The organism is Donghicola tyrosinivorans (assembly GCF_003003355.1).
Lineage (GTDB): Bacteria > Pseudomonadota > Alphaproteobacteria > Rhodobacterales > Rhodobacteraceae > Donghicola > Donghicola tyrosinivorans.
Map to the genome: position 1 here is coordinate 20,000 of NZ_PVTQ01000009.1, position 21,328 is coordinate 41,327.

Sequence of the window (21,328 nt, forward strand, 5' to 3'; positions counted from 1 at the left end):
GTCAGCAGATGCGCGGCAGTTGCTCGCCCACCAGCATATCCACGATGCGCGCGCCGCCGAACAATGTGCGCATGGTGACCTGACCTTTCGGCCCCTTCTTGGCTTTGCCGATGATGCAGGCCCCTTGGCCCGCTTCGGTGGTTTTCATCGCGGCTAGGGCTGCCTCGGCCTGATCTTCTGGAACGAACAGCACCAGCGTGCCTTCATTCGCCAGATACAGCGGGTCGAGGCCGAGGATCTCGCAGACCCCTTTGACCTCGGTGCGCAGGGGCAGAGCGGTTTCCTCGATCTCGATCGCCAACCCGCAGGCCTCTGCCATCTCGTTCAAGGCGCTGGCCACGCCGCCACGGGTGGCATCGCGGCAGGCTCGCACGTCTGCCGCCGCGCAGACAGCCTGCATCAGATGGTCAAGCCCCTGACAGTCGGACTGGATGTCGGTGGACAGCATCATATCGCCCCGCGCTGCCAGAATGGCCGCGCCGTGATCGCCGAGAACGCCGTTGACGATGGCAACGTCGCCCTCTTGGATGCGATCGGCGGACAGTGTGCGCCCCGCAGGGATCACGCCCACGCCCGAGGTGGTGATGAAGACCTTATCCGCGCTGCCACGGCCCACGACCTTGGTGTCACCGGTGACAATGCGAACGCCGGCCTTTTCCGCCTCAATACGCATGGACTCGACGATCCGGCGCAGCAGGGCGATTTCGGTACCTTCTTCGATGATGAAGGCCGCCGACAGCCACAGGGGGTTTGCGCCGCCAACGGCCAGATCGTTTACGGTGCCGCAAACGGCGATCTTGCCGATATCACCGCCGGGGAATTCCACAGGGTCAACGACAAAGCTGTCGGTGGTGAAGGCCAGTCGCGCACCCGGTTCCTGCAGAGCGGTGTCCATCAGGCGGGCCTGATCCTCCATCCCGTCGGGTTGGAAGACCGATGTAAAGACGCTCTCGATCAGATCGCGCATTGCCTTGCCGCCGCCGCCGTGGGCCAGCGTGACGGTGTCCTGTTTCAGGCGCATCATGTTCATTCTGCTGCCTCCACTGCGCGGGCGCCGCCGTATTGGTAGTATGCCGCGCAGGCCCCTTCCGAGCTGACCATCAGCGCGCCAAGGGGCATTTCCGGTGTGCAGCCCTTGCCGAACATCGGGCACTGGGTGGGCTTCATCCGGCCAGTCATGACCGCGCCGCATTCGCAGCCCTCGGGCTCTTGGACCGAGCGGGTGCCGGTGGCGTAGCCGATGCCGAACTTCTCTTCCGCATCAAAGGCTTTGTATTGCTCGCGAATGCGCAGGCCGGAATGATCGATCTCGCCCAAGCCCCGCCATTCAAAGCTGGGGCGCTGTTCGTAGACGTCATTGATGGCCGCGATGCTGACGGGGTTGCCGTGTTCCGGAACAACGCGGGCGTATTGGTTCTGTACAGTCGCTTTGCCGTCGCGGATTTGCTCTAGCACCATCAGGACCGATTGCAGCAGGTCCAAGGGTTCAAAACCCGCCACGACGATCGGCTTGCCGTAATCGTCAGCGATAAAGTCGTAGGGGTGGGTACCGATCACCATGCTCACGTGGCCGGGTCCGACAAAGCCGTCCAGCTTCATGTGCGGATCGTCCAGCAGCGCCTTGATGGGCGGCGGCACGGTGATGTGGTTGCAAAAGACGGTAAAGTTGGTCAGCCCTTCGCGCGACGCTTGCTGGATCGAAAGCGCGGTTGATGGCGTGGTGGTCTCAAACCCGAGGCCAAAGAAGATCACCTCTTTGTCGGGGTTCCGGCGGGCCAGTTCCAGCGCGTCCAAAGGCGAGTAGACCATGCGGATATCCGCGCCGTCCGCCTTGGCCTGAAGCAAGGACTTGCGGGTGCCGGGCACGCGCATCGCATCGCCAAAGGTGGTGAAGATCACGTTGGGCTGCTCGGCCAGTTGGACGCATTCGTCCACGCGGCTCATGGGCAGAACGCAGACGGGGCAACCGGGGCCGTGGATGAACTCGATGCCCGGATGGGTCAGCTTATCAAGGCCATAGCGGAAGATTGCGTGGGTGTGGCCACCGCAAATCTCCATGATCCGGACGGGGTTTTCGGCGGTCGCGCCGATCTGGTCACAGACGCGGGCGATGGCATCCAAAGCTGCGCGGGCAGCTTTCGGATCGCGGAATTCCTCAGCGTATTTCATGCCCGTCCCTCCAGTGCCGCGTCACCAGCGGCCATCGCCTCTAGGGTTTCCTGCGCCTCACCAAGACCGCGCAGAGCCTCTAGTGTTTTAGCAGCCTCATCCTCATCGATTTCGGCCATGGCAAAGCCCACGTGGATCAGGGCCCATTTGCCCACCACATCCTCTAAGGCGCCGGTGACAATGGGCGCGACGTTCACCTCGCGCCGGACGCCCGACACTTCGGCCATGGCCATCATGCGGGTGGGGTCGGTGATGGCTGTGATCTGACCGGGTATACCCAGACACATGGCTTAGTCCTCCCTCTCGTCGGCATCGGCGTGTGTGTCGATGCCATAGCGTTCAATCTTTGCCCGCAGACCGACGCGGGACAGGCCCAACTCGTTCGCGGCGCGGCTTTTGTTCCATTTCAGGCGGGTCAGGGTCTCGCGCAGGATGCGCATTTCGATGACCTCGATCCGGTCTTTCAGCGTGCCTTCGGTGGTCAGCACCGCATCCGTATGCATGTCCGAGTGGGCATCGCGCGGCGCGGCTTGCAGGATGTGGCGGCTGATCAGCTCGGGCCCAAGCGTCGCGTCCTGCGAGAAGATCAGCATGCGGATCATCTCATTCTCAAGCTCGCGCTGGTTGCCGGGCCAGTCGTAGTTTGCCAGAAACCGCAGCGCATCGTCCGAGATGCCATGCACCGGTTTGCCATGCTTGGCCGCCGCATCGAACAGCAGGCGCTGTGCCAAAACGGGCAGATCGCCAAGGCGGTTGCGCAGGGGCGGGATGCATAGGGTGGTGGGGGCCAGCGCGTGATAAAGATCGCCGCGGAAGGTGCCGTCAGCCACCTCTTGGCGCAGGTCTTTTTCGCTGCCCGACAGGATGCGCACATCCACGCGGATCATCTCATACCCGCCCAAGGGGCGGAACGCGCCTTCGGTCGCGACGCGCAGCAGGGCCAGTTGCATACGCGGGCTTAGATCATGGATGCCGCTGATATAAAGCGTGCCGCGATCTGCCTTTTGCAGCAGGCCGGTTTTCTTGGATGCCAAACCGGGGACCGAGCCACGACGGGCGCCGAACAACTCGATCTCAAGAATATCGTCATCAACGCCGGTGACGTCGATCTCATAATAGGGCCGGTCCGAGCGCAATGAGGTATAGTGCATCGCCCGCGCGATTTGGCCTTTGCCGGTGCCTGCCTCGCCTTGCAAGAGGACCGGCACGTCAAAGCTGGCGAATTGGCGGGCCTGTTCGATCACCCCGTTCAGGGGCGAGTTGGCCGAGCGCAGCACATTTTCAAAACCCATGCCTTCGCGCAGAGCCTTGCGCTGATCTTCAACGCTGCTTTCCACGCGGCGGGCCAGATAACGCATCTCTAGCGACATGCGCTCATGATCGCGGTTCAGGCGGAATAGGTCTGTGGCGTTCTTGGCTACCATGATCAGCTGATCTGGATGCCAAGGCTTGGTCAGGAACTGGTAGATCCCCGCGTCATTGATCGCGGAAATCATGTCGTTGGTTTCGGTGTAGCCCGTGATGATGATGCGCACAGTTTCTGGCCAGCGCTCGCGCACTTCGGCCAGAAACTCGACCCCCGATTTGCCCGGCATCCGCTGGTCGCAGAAGATCACCTGAATGTCCTGTTCCTGCATGATCGTCAGCGCGGGTTCAGCGCCCGTGGCGGTATAGCAGTCAAAGTCATCCTCAAGCGCCATGCGCATCGCCGAGAGGCTGTGCTCTTCGTCGTCAACCAGCAGGATAGAGGGCAGGGGCGCAGTCATTATTCCGCCGCCTCAGGCTTTGCTTTCTGGGCCAGACGGTCACGCAGCCATTGCAGCCACACGTCCATGCCCTCGCCGGTGCGAGCGCTGACGCGGATGATCTCGATGCTCGGGTTCACGCGGCGCAGGTTTTCCTCATAGAGGTCCAGATCCACGTCGCAGTAGGGCGCCAGATCCACCTTGTTCAGCAGCGCCATGCGCGATGCGGTGAACATGTCGGGGTACTTCAGGGGCTTATCCTCGCCCTCGGTGACCGAGAGGATCGCGACCTTGGCGTCCTCGCCCAGATCAAAACCGGCGGGGCAGACAAGGTTGCCCACGTTCTCGATGAAGAGCATCGAGTTATTGGCCAGCTTCAAATGCTCCATCGCGTGGCCGACCATATGGCCATCCAGATGGCAGCCCTTGCCGGTGTTGACCTGCACGGCCTTGGCTCCGGTTGCGCGGATGCGGTCGGCGTCATTGGCCGTTTGCTGGTCGCCTTCGATCACGGCCAAAGGCTGATCGCCCAAGGCCTCGATGGTCTTGCACAGCAGGGTGGTTTTCCCCGATCCGGGCGAGCTGACAAAGTTCAGGGTCAGAATTTCGCGGTCGGCCAGAATGGCGCGGTTCGCAGCGGCATAGCGGTCATTCTTTGCCAGAATATCGGTTTCCAGCTGGATCAGGCGTTCCTGGCTCATGCCCGGTACGGCGACGCCTGCGGGACCGGTGCCATAGTGGATGTCCCCGTGATCCCCGTGGTGATGGTCGCCGTGGTGGTGATGCCCATGATCGTGGCTGTGGTCATGCCCATGCCCATGCGCGTGGTCGTGGTCGTGTCCGCAGCCGCAGGCATCCCCGTGGGCATGGCTGTGATCATGGTCATGATGGTGATGATGGCCCGCGCCATGATCGTGATGATGGCTGTGTCCTTCGACGCTGCCGGTTCCGCATCCGCAAACATTACACATCAGAGTACCTCCAGATCCTTGATCCGCATTTCATCGCCCCCCACGGGCATCAGCTTGCCGCCGCCGCAATCAGGGCAGGGGTCCAAGCGGTTTTCAATCTCGACCTCATGTATGCAGTCGTAGCACATGGCCCGTCCGGGCAGGTCGATCATTTCCAGCGTGGCACCTTCCGCGACCGAGCCGCGCATCACCACGTCAAAAGCAAAACTCAGCGCGTCCTTCTCGACGCCGGAAAAGCGGCCAATCTCGACCCGAACGCATTTCACACCGTTGAAGGCATGTTGGCGGGCCTGATCCTCGATCACGGTGCGAATGCCTTCGCAAAGGGACATCTCATGCATCCAGCGGCCTTTCCTTCAAAGTCAGCGGCGTGCAGGGGTCAAGCACGTCGATGATCGCTTGCGCCTGATCCTGATCGCATGGCGTCAGGCTCGCAAGGGTTTGATCCATAACGCCATTCTTTGCCAGCAGATGATCGGTGGGCGTTATCCGCGCAAACTCCATGACCCGTCCGTCGCGCACGGTTGCCCGCACCGCATATGTTCCGCGTGCTGCCGGAACTGTGACGCACCCGTCCGGCAGCACGCGGGCCTCGGGACGCCAGCCACTCACGAGTAGCGCCACGAGGTCAAGGGCCCGCCCCACGACACGCCAGAGGGGCCCCCTGCCATAAAGGCATTCGATGTCGCGCATCAAAGGGTGGGCCATCTGGCGCGCGGCGGTCGAATTTTCAAGCGGGCTGGAGGAGAAAAGGCTTTGGTCAGTCGGGATGGGCAAACCGTTCGCCACCGCAGTATGCGGCGCAAAGCGGGTCATGACAGCCGCCAGCAAGGGCGCAAGCCCTGCGTCGCTGGCGGTGAAATCGGTTAACTGGTGAACATCGTCCGGCAGACCTTTGCCGAAAAGATGGGTGTGCAGATTGTCTGCCTGCATCGGCTCGGGCGCAATGCCGAACCGTTGGGGCCAGATCAGACACAGACGCAGCAGATGCTCGCGCCGGATTTCATTCGCCAGATCGTCGCTGGCGGAAGGGGTCGGCAGGCCAAGGGCCAGCCGGACAGCCGTGCTTTGGGCCGCGCGGCACAGGTTGAAAATGCGCGGCAGGGTTTCGGCCACCTCGGCAGCGGGTCGGCCAAGCACCAACCGCGCCACCGGAAGACCGGTGGGGGGCAGTGCGGACCAACGGGCCGCTGTGATCAAGGTGGTCGTGGTCATTTAATCGGCCTCGCTGGACGCCATGCCGGCCGAGATGATCTGGCGGCGGGTGGGTGCGTCGGTCAGGATCGGCACGGGCTGTTCTTTGGCCTTTGCCTCTTCCGCTGCGGCCTCTTCGGCAGCCTGCACAGCAGCGATTTCTTCTTCGCGGGCGGCGCGGATGTCGGCGCTGCGGTCGGTCTCGGCGCGGTGTTCTTCTTGGAAAAGGGCCACCATGACGGCCTCGGCGACCTCAACCGCTGCGGCCTGCGATTTGAAATCATTCATCGGCGAGAACAGAGAGCACGCCTTGTAGCCGCCTGTCTGTTCGCGGGTGTTGCATATGAATTCATACTGCCCCGAGGGGAAGCTGTGGACCTCTTTGGCCCCTGCCATCAGGTCATTCCAATCCTCGCCCTCGGCGGGCAGCTGGATCAGGTTCATGAACCAAGGCGAGATCAGGATGCCCAACGGGCGCCCCTCATGCATGCGCCAGCCCACGGCCTGCACATGCAGCAGCTTGTTCACAATCGGCACGTCGCGCATCTTGGCGTGCCAGACTTCGGTGAAATCGGTCACCAACGCCTTGGTCTTGGCCGACAGAACCGCAGCCTCTGCCATCGCGTCCGAGCCCGGATCGTGGCTGACAAGGAACTGTTCCTTGGGCGCATCGCAGTTCGGGCAGGACCAGTCATCGGGCAGGTGGATAAAGGGCGTGCCGGGCAGGACCTGACGGGTGTCGTCGCCCTCTTCAGGATCGTAGGGTGTCCAGCAAATCTTGCACTCCATCACGGCGCGCGGGCTGATTTTATCGTTTGCGCCCAGATAGCTGCCTTCAAAGCCGCTCATCGGATGGCCTCCAGAACTTCCACCAGACGCTCACCGCTATCGATCAGGTCTTCGGGGGCGGCGACGGTCACTTCGGGGATCGCGGTGACTTCGAACGTATCAAGGATCAGCACGTCCATCGAGTTGAAGAACTGCACCCGCCAGGCATTCTGAAGCGCGGTTGCGGTGACGCGGCAGTTGCCATAGCCGCGCGACAGGATGTCGGTGCTGCCTTGGCCCAGAGCCTTGTCCAGCCACTCCAGATCCTGCTCGGTGTGGGGCAGCAGGGTCAGATTGATCACGTGAACCTCATCGCCCGCCTGATAGCTGGCCGATTTGTCCTGCATTTCCACCAGCAAGGGCGGCGCGTTCAGCACGCCTGCCGCCTTTGGGGCGCTGGTGCCAAGGGCCGCGCGGCGCGGCGCAAAGGCGCGGTCGCGGGCGATCTGGGGCGAGGGGCCGACCTCGATCATGTCCAGATTGGCGGCCTTCAGAACCCAGATACCGGCAAAGACAGATTCCTGCGCGGCAACGGCGGGGATGCCGTGCATCTTCATCGCCACTTCGCCTTCGCCCATGGTCTCGGCCACAAGGCGGCGGTTGGCTTTGTCCAGACCGCTAAGATCAAAGGTACTGTTCATGCCGCCTTCACCGCTGACCTTGGCGGCTTGAGCCACCGCGGCCATCAGTTCCATCGCAGGGCGCAGGGACTCATCAATCTCCATCTCGGGGAAATGGGTGTGATAGGTGCGCATGTCCTGCGGCATGGGCATGTACTGCAGTTCTTCGCCGCTATCGTCCTGCTGTGAGCCGGGGCCGTAGCCCGTGGGGGGCAGGTGGAAGTTGCTAACCATCTGTCGTCTCTCCTTTGGGGCTTAGGCGTCTGCGATTTCGCAGGTGGCGGTCTGCGCCAGAATCTGGGTGATGCGGGCCATGTATTCGTCCCAATCCCGCACGCGGGGAATGCCGCCTATCATCTGGCCATCGCGGTAAAAGATCAGGCTGGGGGTTTTCAGAACGCGGGTATCTTCGCGCACCTGCTGTTCGATCGCGTCATCGACGACGGCGCAGTCGAAACGGCCCTGAAAGGCTTGCTTCAACTCTGGCAGGATGACGGCCACATCGGCGGTCTCAAGGTTGCGTTTGGGATCGCCGGGGACGAACAGCACATGCACGCCGGGGCGGGCGGTGAATTCGGTCACGTCATGGGCGCTGGCAAGGTTGGGCCAGCTGAATTCAGTCACCAGACGGTCAATCAGCGGATGGGTCATAGCGGGCCTCTCAGGCTGTGGTTTTGCCCGCGTCCAGCGCGGCTTGAAGGTGGGGCGGCAGTTGCGGGCCGCGCTCCTCGATATCGGCAAAGGCATCGCCCAGATCATGACCGGCCATCAGATTGCGCAGCCCGTCCAGAGCGGCGGTAATCTTTTGCGCCTCATCGGCGGTGATGATTTCGCGGGAGGCCCCGAGAAATGTCAGCACCCAGTCACCGGGCTTGGCCTCATCGGTCAGGGAAAGGTCAATCAGCGCCTCTTCCCGCCCGTCTGTGGCGCGGGCGGCAATGCCATCAACCGAGATCACTTGCATCGGAACACCAAGGCACATGGGTCAGACGCTTTCAGGAAAGAAACGGTCATCGCCTGTGCGGCAGGCCTCGGCCTCGGAGGGGCGGCCCCCTTCATAAGCGCCGCGCATGATCGAGGGGTCTGCAAGGTTGCTGGTGTCCACATCACCGTCTACGGGCAGGACACCCATCTCGGCCAGCTTGTCGAGGCCGATCTTCAGGGCGGGGTCGATCTGGGCCGCAACTGCGTCACGCAAGCCCCCGCCGTAGTCTTCCAGTTCAACCGGCTGGCAGCCGATCAGCACCATACGCTCGGGGCAGTAGCCCATCAGCTGCGCGGTGGCGATCACGTCCTGAAAGCCGGTTTGGTGCAGACTCATTTTCTTGGCGCCCATAAAGGCGGGCACTTCGTCATCTTCGACAATCTTCAGGGTGCCGGGCTCCAGCCCGTAGTCGACCGCGTCAAAGACGACCAGAGCGTCTGCGTCTTCCAGAAATGGGAGAAGATAAAGGCCCTGTGTGCCGCCATCCATAACCGTGACATTCGGGCCGAAAGCTGTGGTTTGGGCAAGCCGCTCAACACACCGCACACCAAAGCCTTCATCGGCCCAAAGGACATTACCAATACCAAGTATGAGCACTTTCGGTGCCATCGTCTTCTCCCCCCTGACCGGCGCCGACTGGTTGCCAGCTTTCCGGTTTCTTCCAATATCGGCAGTGTGGCAGCGGACGCGAAGGGATGGAAGAAAATCACCTTTTCCCGCAGAAAGTTGATTTTTATTGTTTTTCAATTGGTTGTTGGAATTCTGGCTGCATCGGGCCGCGTATTGATGAAAAGTAAGTATCCATAATTGTGGTAACTTGGAATGTTGCTATCAGGCAGAAAGGCGGACCCGAAGATCCGCCTTTCCGATTCCCGTCCAAAGTGACAGGGGCATATACAGTCGACCGTTATTCGGGACGGTCGTCCTTGAAGGTCCGGTGCCCCGAAATCATGGTCGAGACCATAGACTGGCGGCTGAGGATGTCTTCGCGGATGGCTGCATAGATGTGGATGATCATGAAGACCACGATGAACCACATGCCCAGATGGTGGATGCCATGCAGGATCTGGGTGTTGCCCACCAGACCGATCAGCCAACCCATGACGATATCGGGCAGGCTGCCTTGACCCGCGCCTTCGGCATAAAGGGCCCAACCGGTTAGCAGCATGAAGGTGATGCCCACGGTCATGAACATGAACATGGCGATCTGTGCCAGCGGGTTGTGACCCACGTACTTCTTGGGCTCGGCCTCAAGGAACATATACCAGCGCAGTTCAAAGAAGACCTCGCGCCACCAATGGCCATTCCAGAAAGGCACGTAGAACAGCTGCTTGGAGTGGTGGTTGCCCACGATCGCCCAGTAGATCCGGCCAAAGAAGCCGACTGTCATGATCTGCGCCGCCGCAAAGTGGGCAAAGCGCATATAGCCCATGACGAACTGGTGGGTCGCCTCGGCAAAGGTCATGGTGGGCAGCGGGCTGGCGATAAACCAGCCGGTGAAGCACAGCACCAGAATACAGGCTGCGTTCACCCAGTGCCACAGACGCACGGGCCATTCGTAAACGAAGACCGATGTGCGGCGGCGGATGCTTTCGATGTCGTCGGCTGTGGCATCACCCGTCAACCGCGAGCTTTCGAGGGGGCGGACCCCCTCGTTCGGAGTGTGGATGGTGTCATGGGCCATTGATCACTCCTTCCGGCGTGCGGTGCGGAGGGTGTACAGGACACCCGCCACAGCAATCAGGCCAAGACCATGCATCGGCGACAGCAGCCAGTGCGATGCGCCCGAAAGGGCGGCATCGTGGCCGGTGTGTGCCTGAGCCGCAGTCGCGCCGAACAGAAGAGCAAAAGTTGTGTATTTCATGGGTTTGTTCCTCTGATTAGCGCACTTTGACGGTGGTCAGTTCATCGCCGTCGGGCGACATCACGTGGGTCGAGCAAGCCAGACACGGATCGAAGCTGTGCAGGGTGCGCAGGATTTCGACCGGCTCGTCGGGACGCTCCATCGGGGTGTTCATCAGCGACGCTTCAAACGCGCCGATGTTGCCTGCGGTGTCGCGGGGGCTGCCGTTCCAAGTGGTGGGAACCACGCACTGGTAGTTCTCGATCCGGCCGTCCTTGATCTTGATCCAGTGACCTAGAGCGCCGCGGGGCGCTTCGGTCATGCCAACGCCTTTGGCCTCTTTCGGCCAGGTGCTGGGATCCCACTTCTCGACGTTGGCGGTGTTCTCATCGCCGTTCTTGATGTTCTGCACCAACTTGTCGAAGAAGTGCTTCTGCAGGCGGCCACAGTATTCGGATTCCAGCGCACGCGCCGCAGTCCGGCCAAGGGTCGAGAACAGCGCCTCGACGGGCAGATCCATAGTCCGCAGCAGACCGTCGACCTGATCCTTGATGTCCTCGTGGCCTTTTGCGTAGCCGACGATGTAGCGGGCCAGCGGGCCGACTTCCATCGCGTGACCGCGCCAGCGGGGGGCCTTGATCCAGCTGTATTTGCCAGCTTCGTCCAGCTCCTGAATGTTGGTCTTGGTGCCTTTGGCGTTCGGACCCAGTTCGAACTTGGGCTCGGTGCGGCCATCCCAAGGGTGCAGACCCTTGCCGGGCTCGCCGTAGTCATACCAGCTGTGATCGACGAATTCCTGAACCTGCTCGGGGTCGCGGGGATCAACGTCGTGCACCTCGTTGAGGTTGCCGTTGATGATCGCGCCACGGGGCAGATGCAGTTGCTCGGGGCTGAAGTCGTTGGGGTTTTCGGGGATGTCCCCATAGGCAAGACACGCCTTGGACGACAGACCGCCACCATAGAGCCAGCTCTTGTAAAAGCCGCCAATGGCCACAACGTCGGGCAGATAGACGTTCTTGTTGAACTCAATACACTTGTCGATGATCGAGGACACAAGGTTCAGACGTTCCATGTTGATCGCGCCGACAGCACCGGTGCTGTGGACGTTGATCGGGCAGGGTACGCCGCCCACCAGCCAGTTCGGGTGCGGGTTCTTGCCGCCGAAGATGGTGTGCACCTTCACGATCTCTTTCTGGAGGTCCAGCGCTTCGAGATAGTGGGTGGTGGCCATCAGGTCTGCCTCGGGGGGCAGTTTGTAGGCGGGGTTGTCCCAGTAGCCGTTCTTGAACAGACCCAGCTGACCCGATTCAACGAACTTTTTCAGGCGGTTCTGAACGTCACGGAAATAGCCGGGCGACGACAGCGGGTGCGAGGGCGACACCATCTGCTGCAATTCGCTGGTGGCTTTGGGGTCCGCGCGCAGGGCGTTGACGGGGTTCACCCAGTCCAGCGCGTGCAGGTGATAGAAGTGCACGACGTGGTCGTGAATTTCCAGGTTCAGCTGCATGATGTTCCGGATCGAGTTCGCGTTGTCGGGGATGGTGATCCCCAGCGCGTCTTCCACCGCACGGACCGAGGTCAGCGCGTGGGTGCCGGTGCAAACGCCGCAGATGCGCTCGGTGAAGGCCCAGGCGTCACGGGGGTCACGACCCTTCAGGATCACTTCCAGACCGCGCCACATGGTGCCGGTGCTGACCGCGTTGCGGATCACGCCGTTCTCATCCACGTTCACTTCGCAGCGCATGTGACCTTCGATACGGGTCACCGGGTCCACGACGATGCGGCGGCCGGTGTTGTCGAGGTCAAAGCCGTTCGGAGTTGCGACCATGGCTTATGCCTCCTCTTTCTTGTCTTGGGTTTTTCGTTGGGCGGCTTTCAAAGCACTGACAGCGGCGTGGGCGGCCACACCTGCACCGACGACGCCAGCAGCGGTCAGGCCGATCTTGTCCGCGTTTGCCTCAACGCCGAATTGGGTCAGGTCGGTCACGCGGTCATAGAAGCTGCCCTGATCCCAGAACCCGTCTTCCGAACAGCCGATACAGCCGTGGCCCGACTGGATCGGGAAGCTGACGCCTTCGTTCCACCGGATGGTCGAGCAGGCGTTATAGGTGGTCGGGCCTTTGCAGCCCATCTTGTACAGGCAGTAGCCCTTGCGTGCGTGCTCGTCGTCCCATGCCTCGACGAACTGGCCGGCGTCAAAGTGCGGACGGCGGTAGCATTTGTCGTGGATACGCTGGCTGTAGAACATCGCGGGGCGGCCCTGACGGTCCAGCTCGGGCAGACGATCAAAGGTCAGCATGTAAGTGATCACACCGGTCATTACTTCGGCGATGGGCGGGCAGCCCGGAACCTTGATGATCGGCTTGTCGGTGATGACCTTGTGGACGGGCGTCGCTTGGGTCGGGTTAGGCTTGGCGGCCTGCACACAGCCGTAGGACGCACAGGCCCCCCAGCTGATGATCGCCTTGGCGTCTTTCGCCGCATGACGCAGCTTTTCGACAAAGGGCTTGCCGCCGGTGATGCAGAACATGCCGTCTTCATTGAGGGGCGGATTGCCCTCAACGGCTAGGATGTAGTTGCCTTTGTACTTCTGGATGGTCTCTTCCAGTGCGGCTTCGGCAGCGTGACCGGCAGCGGCCATCAGCGTGTCGTCGTAGTCCAGCGAGATCATCGACAAGACCACATCCTTGGCCAGCGGGTGCGCGGCGCGGATGAAGGATTCCGAACAGCAGGTACATTCCAGACCATGCACCCAAATAACGGGCGTACGTGGTTTGGTTTCCATCGCATGGGCGATTTTGGGTACAAAGCTGGGGCTCAAGCCCAGGGCCGCCGCGGTCAGCGAGCAATATTTCATAAAGCTCCGCCGCGTGATCCCCTGACGCCGCATGACGTCGTAAAAGGTTTCGATCTGGCTCAAAACTGGTCCTCCCCTCACTGGATCGATTCCGTTGGAATGCGATTGCATACATTCCATCAGGTTAACCTTCGGGCAGGTGGGGCATGTGATCAAAGCGAATGCATGTGGCGGGCAGACACATTTAATGTGCTGCATTTTCATGCACTTGCTGCATATGTGGCGGTGTTTTCTGCGACTGCGGGCGGATGGGTGGTTGCCAGCTTTCTATCCGTTTGGATGGATAGTTTTCAGTCAGCCTAAGTGACGGGCTGCCGCGATCAGTGCCTGCCCCAGCGCCAGACCGCCATCATTCGCGGGGGTCTTGGTGTGGTGCATCACTGGCACTTTGATGCCTAGAGAACTGGCTTCGGCCTCGATCCAATGGCAGGTCAGGTCCAGCAGCAACGCGCTTTGAAAGCACCCGCCCGATAGGGCAATTGCCCGCGCTCGTCCCTGCTGTACAAGCCCCACGGCGGCGCACGCAAAGGCCCGCGCAAGGGCAGAGTGGAACCTGAGCGCGATGATCTCAGTCGAAACGCCATTCTCCAGATCATTACGGAGTGGCTCCCACATCTTGGCGGGATCGATGCGCGAACCGGATGCGTTGATGTCGTAGTAAAACGCCATTTCCTCGGGCGGCGCCTTTTGTGCGAGCGCTTCCAGCGTCATCGCCGCCTCGCCCTCATAGCTTTGTCGGTCGGGGCAAATCCCAAGACAGGCGGCCACCGCATCAAAGAGCCGCCCCGCGCTAGAGGATTGCGGCGTGTTCAGGCCCCGTTCAGCAGCCATGCGGGCCATTGCAAGCGGTTTGTCAGGGAACAATGCATCCGCCCAATCGGGCAACCCTGCCTGATCCAGCCTCGCCAGCGCATTGCGCCAAGGCTCTTTAGCGGCCATGTCCCCACCGATCAGCGGAGCAGGCCGCAGCCAAGCGGCGCGTTCATAGCCTGTGTAGTCCCCAAGCAGCACCTCACCGCCCCAGACAGTGCCATCCGGCCCCAGCCCAACCCCGTCTAGGATGATCCCTGCCACCTCTCCTCCGTCCAGAGGCCAGAGGTTTTCCCCCATGCAAGCGGCCAGATGGGCGTGATGGTGTTGGATTTCTTCCAGCTTCAACCCTTCGGCCTCGGCCCGCGCTGCCCCGTGACGCGAGGCGCGGAAATCGGGGTGCAGGTCCACGGCGACCACTTGAGGCTTGTGGTCAAAAAGGTCCGAATAGTCGCGGTCAGCTTGCTGGAATGCCTCCCACGTCAACGCCTCGTCCAATTCGCCCAGATGGTGTCCCAACAGCGCCTGCCCGTTCTTGATCAGGCACAGCGCCGCCTTCATCTGCCCGCCATAGGCCACAGTCTGCGGCGCATCCTCAAAGCCCTTAGGCAGTGGCAATGTTCCTGGTACGCGCCCCCGCGCACGGCGCAGCACCATCGGGCCATGGGGCGTGATCCGCTCGACACTGTCATCAATACGGCGGGCGATATCGCGGTCATGCATCAGGAAGGCATCCACGAAGGGGGCCAGCTTTTCCCGCGCCTCTTCATTGCCAATCACCTGCGGCTCGCCGCTAAGGTTGCCACTGGTCATCACCAAAGGCCCGTCCAGCAGATCCAGCAGCAGATGGTGTAGCGGTGTGTAAGGCAACATCCAGCCAAGGGTGCTTTGATTGGGGGCAATTTCAGAGGGCAGCGACCCGCGGTTGGCCAGCAAAACGATGGGCGCAGCGGGGTCTTGCAGAAGGGCGACCTCTGCGTCCGAGGGGGCGGCGTACTGGCGGATCGTGTCCAGCGTTCCCATCAGGGCAAAGGGCTTTGCGGGGCGCATCTTTCGTTGGCGCAGCAGGGCGATCGCCCCTGCATTGCGCGCATCACCTGCCAGATGAAATCCGCCAAGGCCTTTGATAGCTAGGATTTCCCCGTGGTGTAGACGGGCGGCGGCCTCGGCCAGTGGCGCATCATGGTGGGGTTCGATCCAGACCTTGGGACCGCAGGCGGGGCAGGCTACGGGCTGCGCGTGAAAACGGCGATCCGCAGGGTCGGTGTATTCCGCAGCACAGTCCGCGCACATCGCAAAGGGGGCCATAGTGGTTTGGCTGCGGTCATAAGGCAAAGCGTTCAGGATCGTGAAGCGCGGCCCGCAGTGGGTGCAGTTGGCAAAGGCATAGCCAAAGCGGCGCTCGCTTGGGTTATGGATTTCTTCCAAGCAATCGGGGCAAGTGGCTGCATCGGGTGTCACACGGGTCTCGGCCCCTGACCCCTCAGAGGCAGCGATCACGAAATCCGTCGGAGCCTCGCCCGTGATCGGTGTGACCTCGATCCCGTCGATGCGCGACAGGGGCGGAGCCTTGGTGCGGAGCAGATCGGGAAGGGTGGCGGCAGGGCCATATGCCTCGATCAGCACGCCTTCGGGATCGTTCAGAACACGGCCCGTCACCCCAAGTTCACGGGCCAGCAGCCAGACGAAGGGGCGAAAGCCCACGCCTTGGACTTGCCCCCGTACCCTGATGCGCAGGCCTTCCATCAGTGGACCGTGCAGACCATGCAAGGGTCAAAGCTGCGCACGATGTGCTGGACAGACAAAGGCGTATCCTCGCCCTCGGCCACAGGTGCGCCGACCAAGGCGGCCTCTACAGGGCCTGCGGTCCCGCCCGCATCGCGGGGGCTAAAGTTCCAAGTGGTCGGCGCGATGATCTGGTAGCCGCTGATCGCGCCGTCTTTGACGGTGATCCAATGGCCTAATGCCCCGCGTGCAGCCTCGACCACGCCAACGCCAGCGCCGTCTTTGGGCAAAATCACTTGATCCATGAACCGCGCTTCAGGGCGAATGTCCCGCAACAGGCGCTCCATTTCGATCTGGGTTAGGGCCAACTCCAACAGACGCCCTGCCACGCGGGCCCTGACACCGCCCTCAGCCGCCAGCGCCCGTGCCAAGGGGTGACCCACGACGATCTGCCGCGCAAGTGCGCCGGTTTCAAAGGTCCGCCCCTGAAGGCGCGGCGCTTTGCACCAACTGTAGGCGCCCTCGCGCATCATCTCATCGGGGACGGTTGCGCCTGCAGACGGATGCGCGGCCTCACCAAGCATCCACGCATGGCTGATGTCTTCGCGAATGGCTGCGAAATCCACGGGGGCCTCAGCGCCGTTATCCCATGTGCCACCTTTGAAAACGCGCCCCTCTGGCAAGGGGTAGGCCCCAAAGGACAGATACCGCCCTGTTCCGCGCCCCATCGCGCCGGTGCCAGTTGCCTCGGCCACGCGCAGGAACAGGCCCGCATCGCCAGTGGTCCATGCCTCTAGCTGCTGCACAGTTCCGAGCGCGATGAAATCTTCCAGCTTGCCGCCAAAGGTCTGCGCCTCAAGGTACCTGCGAAACGCCTGAAGCGAGGCACCGATGCGGATCAGATCGCGGGCTGTAGGCGTGCGGGTCACGCCGCCCGGTTGGATCGCCAGCGTATGGGGCCACTTGCCACCCAGCATTCCCACCACATGCAAGAGGTCCGCGCGCGCCTCGATCGCGCGGCGCAGGGCGCTGCCTTGTCCGGCGGTGAAACGCTCAAGAACGGTCTGATGCCAGTCCGCACCCGCATAGGCTGCCCGAGCGTAGTCGGGCATGAAGAACAGGTTGAAATGGGCCATATGGTCCGAGACATTCTCGATCATATGCAGCAGGGCCGCGACCTTGGCCCCTTCGGGCGCAGGCTGAACGCCCGCCAAATCAGCCAGCGCTAGCGCCGCTGCCGCCGACTGGCTGATCGAGCAAATCCCGCAGATGCGCGGCGTAATCGTCAACGCATCCAGCGGACCTTTCCCCAGCATCATCCGTTCAAACCCGCGAAACAGGGGCGAGTTCGTATAGGCCGCCGAGACAGCGCCGTCCTGCACCTCAAGCCGGATTTCCAGATCCCCTTCAACACGGTTGAAAGGGCCAACAAGAAGGGTCGTCATGGTTTGGGCTTTCGCAGGGTCGGAGGGACCGTGACGCGGTCCGATACCGCATTTTCGGCCAGTCGTTTCGGGGTCGCGGCTTTGGAGAGTGACGCCAGTGCCATGAACCACGCTTTGGGCATGTCGGTAGGCAGACCCACGGGGATGCCCGCGAATTTCGGCGTCTCGGTAAAGCCGTGGCCAGGTTCTTCAAACTCGGGCGCGGTGCAGTTGATGCAAGGGTAGCCCGCCCGTGTGCAACTATTGGCCCCGTTCCAGCCCCGCGTGTTGCAATCGCCCACGGCTTGGGTGCCGACACAGCCCAGATGCTCCATCATGCAGCCCATCTCGCACAGGTGTTCGGCGCTGGCTTTGTATTCGTAGAACTCGTTCTTGGTGCAGGCGTGGTGGACCAGCGTGTCGGCGTAAAAGCGGGGACGGGCCAGACCGTCCAGATCATCGTTGCCCAAGGCACCGGCTTTCAGCAGCAGTAGCGTTTCGGTCACCCAATCGGGGTGCGTTGGGCAGCCTGCCACGTTGATCACCGGCAGACCTGACTGGCTGCGCCATTTAGCAGGGAAGAGGCCGCCCGCATGGCCGCCGTCATACTGCAGACCGACCGCATCGGTCAGGTTTTCCCCAGCCGAGGTCATGCCTCCGTAAGCCGCACAGGTGCCCACCGCGATCACATGCTGCGCTTTCGGGGCCAGATCGCGGACCCACTCCATCATCGAGCGTCCTGTGCCCGCCAGCAAATGATAGCGCCCCGTGCCATTCGGCCCCCGCAGGATCGAGCCTTCGACGCAGAGGATATCCAGCCTCTGTTCGCCCGTAGCCACCGCATCCAGCATACGGCGCACCTCGGCCCCCGTGGCTTCGGATAGAGACGGGTGCCACAGGAATTCAAGCCCCGCGCCGTCCAGCAGGTCCAGAACATTGGGGTCTTCGGCACAGAGCAGAGACATAGTGCAGCCCCCACAGCCGCCCGATTGCAGCCAGAGAATATTCATACCGCATCCCCCCGCAGCAATGTCAGGCGAAAGCAGGTGCCTGTGTCTGTGGGCACCAGTTCCAATGCGCCGCCGTGTTCATCGGCAATCTTGTGGCTGATTGACAGGCCAAGCCCCGTGCCTTGGCCGACCTCTTTCGTCGTGAAGAACGGGTCAAAGACCTTGGCGCGGACATCTTCGGGAATGCCGGGGCCATTGTCGCAAACGTCGATGATCGCCTTGTCGCCGTCATATCGGGTCTCAATGCAAAGGCGGGCGTCGTCTTGGCCGGTCATGGCATCCACCGCGTTCTGGATCAGATTCATCAGCACCTGCTGGATATGGCCTGCGCGGGCGTGGGCGATGCAGGGGCTTTCGCCTTTGATCGTCACGGTCACATTGCGCTTGCTGCCCCGCTCTACCCAATCGGCGGCGATGCGGGCGGTGCGTTCAAGGTCTGTGGGGGCCAACTCGCCCGATCCCTCAGCCGACAGGCGGCGCAGGTCTTCGACGATGTTCTTGACCCTTTCCGAGCCGTCGCGGGCCCCTTCGATGGCAATGCGCAGATTGCGCAGGTCGCGGTCCAGTTTCAACGAGGTGCGCAATTCGATCAACTCTTGCCGCGGGGCGCCAGCCTGCACGCGGTCAAAGTAGGTCTCGAACCGGTTGATGTATTTTTCCAGCGCGTGGGTGTTGGCGTAGACAAAGCTGATGGGGTTGTTCAACTCATGGGCCACGCCCGCCAGAAGACGGCCTAATGACGCCAGCTTTTCGTTGCGCACCAGTTGGGTTTGGGTCTGCTTCAGCTCTTCGTGGCTGGCTTCCAGTTCCGAATAGGCGCGGCGAAGCTCTCCCAAGGGGCGGCCCGTCAGGATCACACCTGCCCGCTTGCGGCCTGCCCGTAGGCGGGGCGAGACGCGGAATTCCACCGGCTCGGCCCCGATTGTTGTCGCCAGTTCCGCCTCGGCGGTGTTGTCGGCCCGCTGCGCCATTGTCTTGGCGATCGCCTCCATCAACGCGCCGCCTGATGTGCCTTGCAGGAATCCCGCGATGGGTTGGCCAATCAGCTTTTCCACTGGCAGACCCACGGCTTTGCAGAAAGACCGGCTGGCATCTGCGATGCAATGGGCGGTGTCGGTCACCACCAGATAGTCGCTGATCGAATGCATGATCGACGACAGAAAGGTGCGCAAGGCTTCAAGTTCAGCGTTTCGTGTCTCTAGCTGTTCCTGATAATCGACCAGTTCCGCATAGGTCCGGTCCACGGCCTGCATGACGTCCACCCACGCGGCATCGCCCAAGTCGGCACGAAGCGTTTCGCCAGAGTGTAGCTGCTCGGGTGTCATGGTTGCCTTCCGCGTCATGAAAAGACCCCGCGGGTCTTCCCGCAGGGTCCAACAGATTGAAACCAAAGGTCAAGGGCCAGCAGCTAACCACAAGTGGCAAGCCGCTTGGCAGCGCTTATTCCCCGCGGGGGAAGCGTTTGTTTTCTTCCAGAACGTTCAGGTCCATGTGGTTGCGCATGTAGCGTTCCGACGCCTTTTGCAGGGGCTGGTAGTCCCATGGGTAATAGTCGCCGTTGCGCAGGGCCTCATAGACCACCCAGCGACGGGCCTGACTTTCGCGGACCTCTGAATCAAACCGGTCCAGATCCCAGCGCTTGTCCGCCTCGGCGCGGAAGCGGGCCAGCACATCGGCATGATCGGGGCTGCCAGCCAGATTGGTCAACTCGTGCGGGTCGTTTTCCAGATCGAACAGTTGTTCGGGGTCCAGATTGCAGCGGGTGTATTTCCACTGTTCATGACGCAGGCAGACCATCGGCGCGTATGAAGCCTCGGCCGCGTATTCCATTGCGACGGGGCTTTCCCGTTTTACGCCCTGACCGCAAGGCACCAGCGATTCACCGGTGGTCCACGGCATGACCTCATCCATGCTGACGCCCGCTAGATCGCAGACCGTCGGACAGATATCGATGTTCGAGACCGCCTCGGTCACCAGACCGGGTTCCATCTGCGGCGCGGCGATCATGATCGGCACGCGGGCCGAGCCTTCAAAGAAGTTCATCTTGAACCATAGGCCCCGTTCCCCAAGCATGTCCCCGTGGTCCGAGACAAAAAGGATGATGGTGTTCTCGGTCTGGCGGGTGCCGTCCAGCGCCTCAAGAATGCCGCCGATCTTGTCGTCCAGATAGGTGATGTTGGCGAAATAGGCGCGGCGCGAGTCGCGGATGTCCTTTTCGGTGATGTCAAAGTTACGCCAGTCGTTCGCGTCGAAAATCCGCTTGGAATGGGGGTCCTGTTCCTCATAGGGAATGGCCGGAATCGTGGGCAGCAGATGGTCGCAATCCTCATACATGTCCCAGTATTTTTTGCGGGCCACGTAGGGATCATGGGGGTGGGTAAAGCTGACGGTCAGGCACCACGGACGCGCATCCAGACCGCGCCCCAGATCATAGATCTTGCGGGTCGCGTTGTAGGCAACCTCATCGTCGTATTCCATCTGGTTGGTGATCTCGGCCACGCCCGCGCCGGTGACGCTGCCCATGTTGTGATACCACCAGTCGATCCGCTCGCCGGGTTTGCGATAGTCCGGCGTCCAGCCGAAATCGGCGGGGTAAATGTCGGTGGTCAGGCGCTCTTCGAACCCGTGCATCTGGTCTGGGCCGACAAAGTGCATTTTACCCGAAAGACAGGTCTGGTATCCCGCACGACGCAGGTGATGCGCATAAGTCGGAATTGACGAAATGTATTCCGCAGCGTTGTCATAGACACGGGTCGCGCTGGGAAGCTGGCCCGACATGAAAGACGCGCGCCCCGGTGCGCACAAAGGCGAGGCGGTATAAGAGTTGCGAAAACGTGTCGAACGTGCCGCCAGTTTTTTCAGGTTCGGGGCATGTAGCCATTCAGCCGGTCCGTCCGGAAACAGAGTCCCGTTTAACTGGTCCACCATCAGAATGAGGATGTTGGGGCGATTTTCGGAACTCATGCAACACAGTCCTTTCACATTTGCGGCGGGACGAAACCCGATAACTCTTGGCCAAGGTTTAGCGCAATCTGCGCCTAATCCATGGCCTGTCAGCGGCAGAAACGCGGGAATTTCCGCCTTTTTCGTTGACTCTCGGCAGATGACCTTATCTTTATTGACTGGTCAATCAATAAAACACAGAAC

The 21,328-nt window shown here is 61.6% G+C and carries 21 protein-coding genes; all 21 read right to left on the reverse strand.

Annotated elements, in window-relative coordinates; genetic code table 11:
- Window position 1 precedes the first annotated feature (1 nt).
- The 21 genes from hypE to betC all read right to left on the reverse strand — a co-directional run bounded on the left by hypE (window position 2) and on the right by betC (window position 21,145).
- Window positions 2–1,030: a hydrogenase expression/formation protein HypE gene (hypE, locus tag CLV74_RS13065; protein WP_170108051.1), complete on the reverse strand. Its 1,029-nt coding sequence runs from the start codon at window positions 1,028–1,030 to the stop codon at window positions 2–4.
- Window positions 1,027–2,169: a hydrogenase formation protein HypD gene (hypD, locus tag CLV74_RS13070; RefSeq protein WP_106265488.1), complete on the reverse strand. Its 1,143-nt coding sequence runs from the start codon at window positions 2,167–2,169 to the stop codon at window positions 1,027–1,029. Before hypD ends, hypE begins: the two co-directional genes overlap by 4 nt.
- Window positions 2,166–2,456, reverse strand: coding sequence for a HypC/HybG/HupF family hydrogenase formation chaperone (gene hypC, locus CLV74_RS13075; RefSeq protein WP_106265490.1), 291 nt, complete (start codon window positions 2,454–2,456; stop codon window positions 2,166–2,168). Before hypC ends, hypD begins: the two co-directional genes overlap by 4 nt.
- A gap of 3 nt (window positions 2,457–2,459) precedes the next feature.
- Window positions 2,460–3,935 carry a sigma-54-dependent transcriptional regulator gene (locus CLV74_RS13080; protein ID WP_106265492.1) on the reverse strand — a complete coding sequence of 492 codons (1,476 nt, stop codon included), beginning with the start codon at window positions 3,933–3,935 and terminating at the stop codon, window positions 2,460–2,462.
- Complete coding sequence (gene hypB, locus CLV74_RS13085; protein WP_211299049.1) at window positions 3,935–4,885, reverse strand: hydrogenase nickel incorporation protein HypB; 951 nt, start codon at window positions 4,883–4,885, stop codon at window positions 3,935–3,937. Before hypB ends, CLV74_RS13080 begins: the two co-directional genes overlap by 1 nt.
- Entirely contained in the window at window positions 4,885–5,226 is a 342-nt protein-coding gene (hypA, locus tag CLV74_RS13090; protein WP_106265494.1) for a hydrogenase maturation nickel metallochaperone HypA, read from the reverse strand. The genes hypB and hypA overlap by 1 nt, the downstream gene beginning before the upstream one ends.
- On the reverse strand, window positions 5,219–6,100 hold the full coding sequence (locus tag CLV74_RS13095) for a hydrogenase expression/formation protein HupK (RefSeq protein ID WP_106265496.1): 882 nt from the start codon (window positions 6,098–6,100) through the stop codon (window positions 5,219–5,221). The genes hypA and CLV74_RS13095 overlap by 8 nt, the downstream gene beginning before the upstream one ends.
- The gene (hybE, locus tag CLV74_RS13100; protein WP_106265498.1) at window positions 6,101–6,928 is read right to left on the reverse strand and encodes a [NiFe]-hydrogenase assembly chaperone HybE; all 828 of its coding nucleotides are present in this window, start codon (window positions 6,926–6,928) and stop codon (window positions 6,101–6,103) included. It abuts the gene before it with no gap.
- Window positions 6,925–7,761, reverse strand: a complete 837-nt coding sequence (locus CLV74_RS13105; RefSeq protein WP_106265500.1) for a hydrogenase expression/formation protein — start codon at window positions 7,759–7,761, stop codon at window positions 6,925–6,927. Before CLV74_RS13105 ends, hybE begins: the two co-directional genes overlap by 4 nt.
- Window positions 7,762–7,782: 21 nt before the next feature.
- Window positions 7,783–8,178, reverse strand: a complete 396-nt coding sequence (locus CLV74_RS13110) for a thioredoxin domain-containing protein (RefSeq protein ID WP_106265502.1) — start codon at window positions 8,176–8,178, stop codon at window positions 7,783–7,785.
- A 10-nt stretch (window positions 8,179–8,188) separates the two neighbouring features.
- Complete coding sequence (locus tag CLV74_RS13115) at window positions 8,189–8,509, reverse strand: HypC/HybG/HupF family hydrogenase formation chaperone (RefSeq protein WP_106265505.1); 321 nt, start codon at window positions 8,507–8,509, stop codon at window positions 8,189–8,191.
- 3 nt (window positions 8,510–8,512) lie between these two features.
- The gene (locus CLV74_RS13120) at window positions 8,513–9,121 is read right to left on the reverse strand and encodes a HyaD/HybD family hydrogenase maturation endopeptidase (protein WP_106265507.1); all 609 of its coding nucleotides are present in this window, start codon (window positions 9,119–9,121) and stop codon (window positions 8,513–8,515) included.
- 298 nt (window positions 9,122–9,419) lie between these two features.
- Window positions 9,420–10,196, reverse strand: a complete 777-nt coding sequence (cybH, locus tag CLV74_RS13125; protein WP_106265509.1) for a Ni/Fe-hydrogenase, b-type cytochrome subunit — start codon at window positions 10,194–10,196, stop codon at window positions 9,420–9,422.
- A 3-nt stretch (window positions 10,197–10,199) separates the two neighbouring features.
- On the reverse strand, window positions 10,200–10,376 hold the full coding sequence (locus CLV74_RS22845; RefSeq protein WP_170108052.1) for a DUF6732 family protein: 177 nt from the start codon (window positions 10,374–10,376) through the stop codon (window positions 10,200–10,202).
- A 16-nt stretch (window positions 10,377–10,392) separates the two neighbouring features.
- Window positions 10,393–12,183 (reverse strand): nickel-dependent hydrogenase large subunit, encoded by a 1,791-nt coding sequence (locus CLV74_RS13130; protein ID WP_106265511.1) that lies wholly within the window; start codon window positions 12,181–12,183, stop codon window positions 10,393–10,395.
- Between the two features lie 3 nt (window positions 12,184–12,186).
- The gene (locus CLV74_RS13135) at window positions 12,187–13,275 is read right to left on the reverse strand and encodes a hydrogenase small subunit (RefSeq protein WP_106265513.1); all 1,089 of its coding nucleotides are present in this window, start codon (window positions 13,273–13,275) and stop codon (window positions 12,187–12,189) included.
- A gap of 231 nt (window positions 13,276–13,506) precedes the next feature.
- Complete coding sequence (hypF, locus tag CLV74_RS13140) at window positions 13,507–15,768, reverse strand: carbamoyltransferase HypF (RefSeq protein WP_106265516.1); 2,262 nt, start codon at window positions 15,766–15,768, stop codon at window positions 13,507–13,509.
- Window positions 15,768–17,192, reverse strand: a complete 1,425-nt coding sequence (locus CLV74_RS13145; RefSeq protein ID WP_106265518.1) for a nickel-dependent hydrogenase large subunit — start codon at window positions 17,190–17,192, stop codon at window positions 15,768–15,770. The genes hypF and CLV74_RS13145 overlap by 1 nt, the downstream gene beginning before the upstream one ends.
- Complete coding sequence (locus tag CLV74_RS13150; protein WP_106265520.1) at window positions 17,189–18,181, reverse strand: NADH-quinone oxidoreductase subunit B family protein; 993 nt, start codon at window positions 18,179–18,181, stop codon at window positions 17,189–17,191. Before CLV74_RS13150 ends, CLV74_RS13145 begins: the two co-directional genes overlap by 4 nt.
- Entirely contained in the window at window positions 18,178–19,506 is a 1,329-nt protein-coding gene (locus tag CLV74_RS13155) for a sensor histidine kinase (RefSeq protein WP_106265842.1), read from the reverse strand. Before CLV74_RS13155 ends, CLV74_RS13150 begins: the two co-directional genes overlap by 4 nt.
- A gap of 115 nt (window positions 19,507–19,621) precedes the next feature.
- A complete protein-coding gene (gene betC / locus CLV74_RS13160) occupies window positions 19,622–21,145 on the reverse strand; it encodes a choline-sulfatase (protein WP_106265522.1) in 1,524 nt (507 codons plus the stop codon).
- Window positions 21,146–21,328: the final 183 nt, after the last annotated feature.

Excerpts from the sequence above, each read along its gene's own strand:
- hypE (WP_170108051.1), bottom strand. The coding sequence starts at position 1,030 with ATGAACATGATGCGCCTGAAACAGGACACCGTCACGCTGGCCCACGGC.
- hypD (WP_106265488.1), bottom strand. The coding sequence starts at position 2,169 with ATGAAATACGCTGAGGAATTCCGCGATCCGAAAGCTGCCCGCGCAGCT.
- hypC (WP_106265490.1), bottom strand. The coding sequence starts at position 2,456 with ATGTGTCTGGGTATACCCGGTCAGATCACAGCCATCACCGACCCCACC.
- CLV74_RS13080 (WP_106265492.1), bottom strand. The coding sequence starts at position 3,935 with ATGACTGCGCCCCTGCCCTCTATCCTGCTGGTTGACGACGAAGAGCAC.
- hypB (WP_211299049.1), bottom strand. The coding sequence starts at position 4,885 with ATGTGTAATGTTTGCGGATGCGGAACCGGCAGCGTCGAAGGACACAGC.
- hypA (WP_106265494.1), bottom strand. The coding sequence starts at position 5,226 with ATGCATGAGATGTCCCTTTGCGAAGGCATTCGCACCGTGATCGAGGAT.
- CLV74_RS13095 (WP_106265496.1), bottom strand. The coding sequence starts at position 6,100 with ATGACCACGACCACCTTGATCACAGCGGCCCGTTGGTCCGCACTGCCC.
- hybE (WP_106265498.1), bottom strand. The coding sequence starts at position 6,928 with ATGAGCGGCTTTGAAGGCAGCTATCTGGGCGCAAACGATAAAATCAGC.
- CLV74_RS13105 (WP_106265500.1), bottom strand. The coding sequence starts at position 7,761 with ATGGTTAGCAACTTCCACCTGCCCCCCACGGGCTACGGCCCCGGCTCA.
- CLV74_RS13110 (WP_106265502.1), bottom strand. The coding sequence starts at position 8,178 with ATGACCCATCCGCTGATTGACCGTCTGGTGACTGAATTCAGCTGGCCC.
- CLV74_RS13115 (WP_106265505.1), bottom strand. The coding sequence starts at position 8,509 with ATGTGCCTTGGTGTTCCGATGCAAGTGATCTCGGTTGATGGCATTGCC.
- CLV74_RS13120 (WP_106265507.1), bottom strand. The coding sequence starts at position 9,121 with ATGGCACCGAAAGTGCTCATACTTGGTATTGGTAATGTCCTTTGGGCC.
- cybH (WP_106265509.1), bottom strand. The coding sequence starts at position 10,196 with ATGGCCCATGACACCATCCACACTCCGAACGAGGGGGTCCGCCCCCTC.
- CLV74_RS22845 (WP_170108052.1), bottom strand. The coding sequence starts at position 10,376 with ATGAAATACACAACTTTTGCTCTTCTGTTCGGCGCGACTGCGGCTCAG.
- CLV74_RS13130 (WP_106265511.1), bottom strand. The coding sequence starts at position 12,183 with ATGGTCGCAACTCCGAACGGCTTTGACCTCGACAACACCGGCCGCCGC.
- hypF (WP_106265516.1), bottom strand. The coding sequence starts at position 15,768 with ATGGAAGGCCTGCGCATCAGGGTACGGGGGCAAGTCCAAGGCGTGGGC.
- CLV74_RS13145 (WP_106265518.1), bottom strand. The coding sequence starts at position 17,192 with ATGACGACCCTTCTTGTTGGCCCTTTCAACCGTGTTGAAGGGGATCTG.
- CLV74_RS13150 (WP_106265520.1), bottom strand. The coding sequence starts at position 18,181 with ATGAATATTCTCTGGCTGCAATCGGGCGGCTGTGGGGGCTGCACTATG.
- CLV74_RS13155 (WP_106265842.1), bottom strand. The coding sequence starts at position 19,506 with ATGACACCCGAGCAGCTACACTCTGGCGAAACGCTTCGTGCCGACTTG.
- betC (WP_106265522.1), bottom strand. The coding sequence starts at position 21,145 with ATGAGTTCCGAAAATCGCCCCAACATCCTCATTCTGATGGTGGACCAG.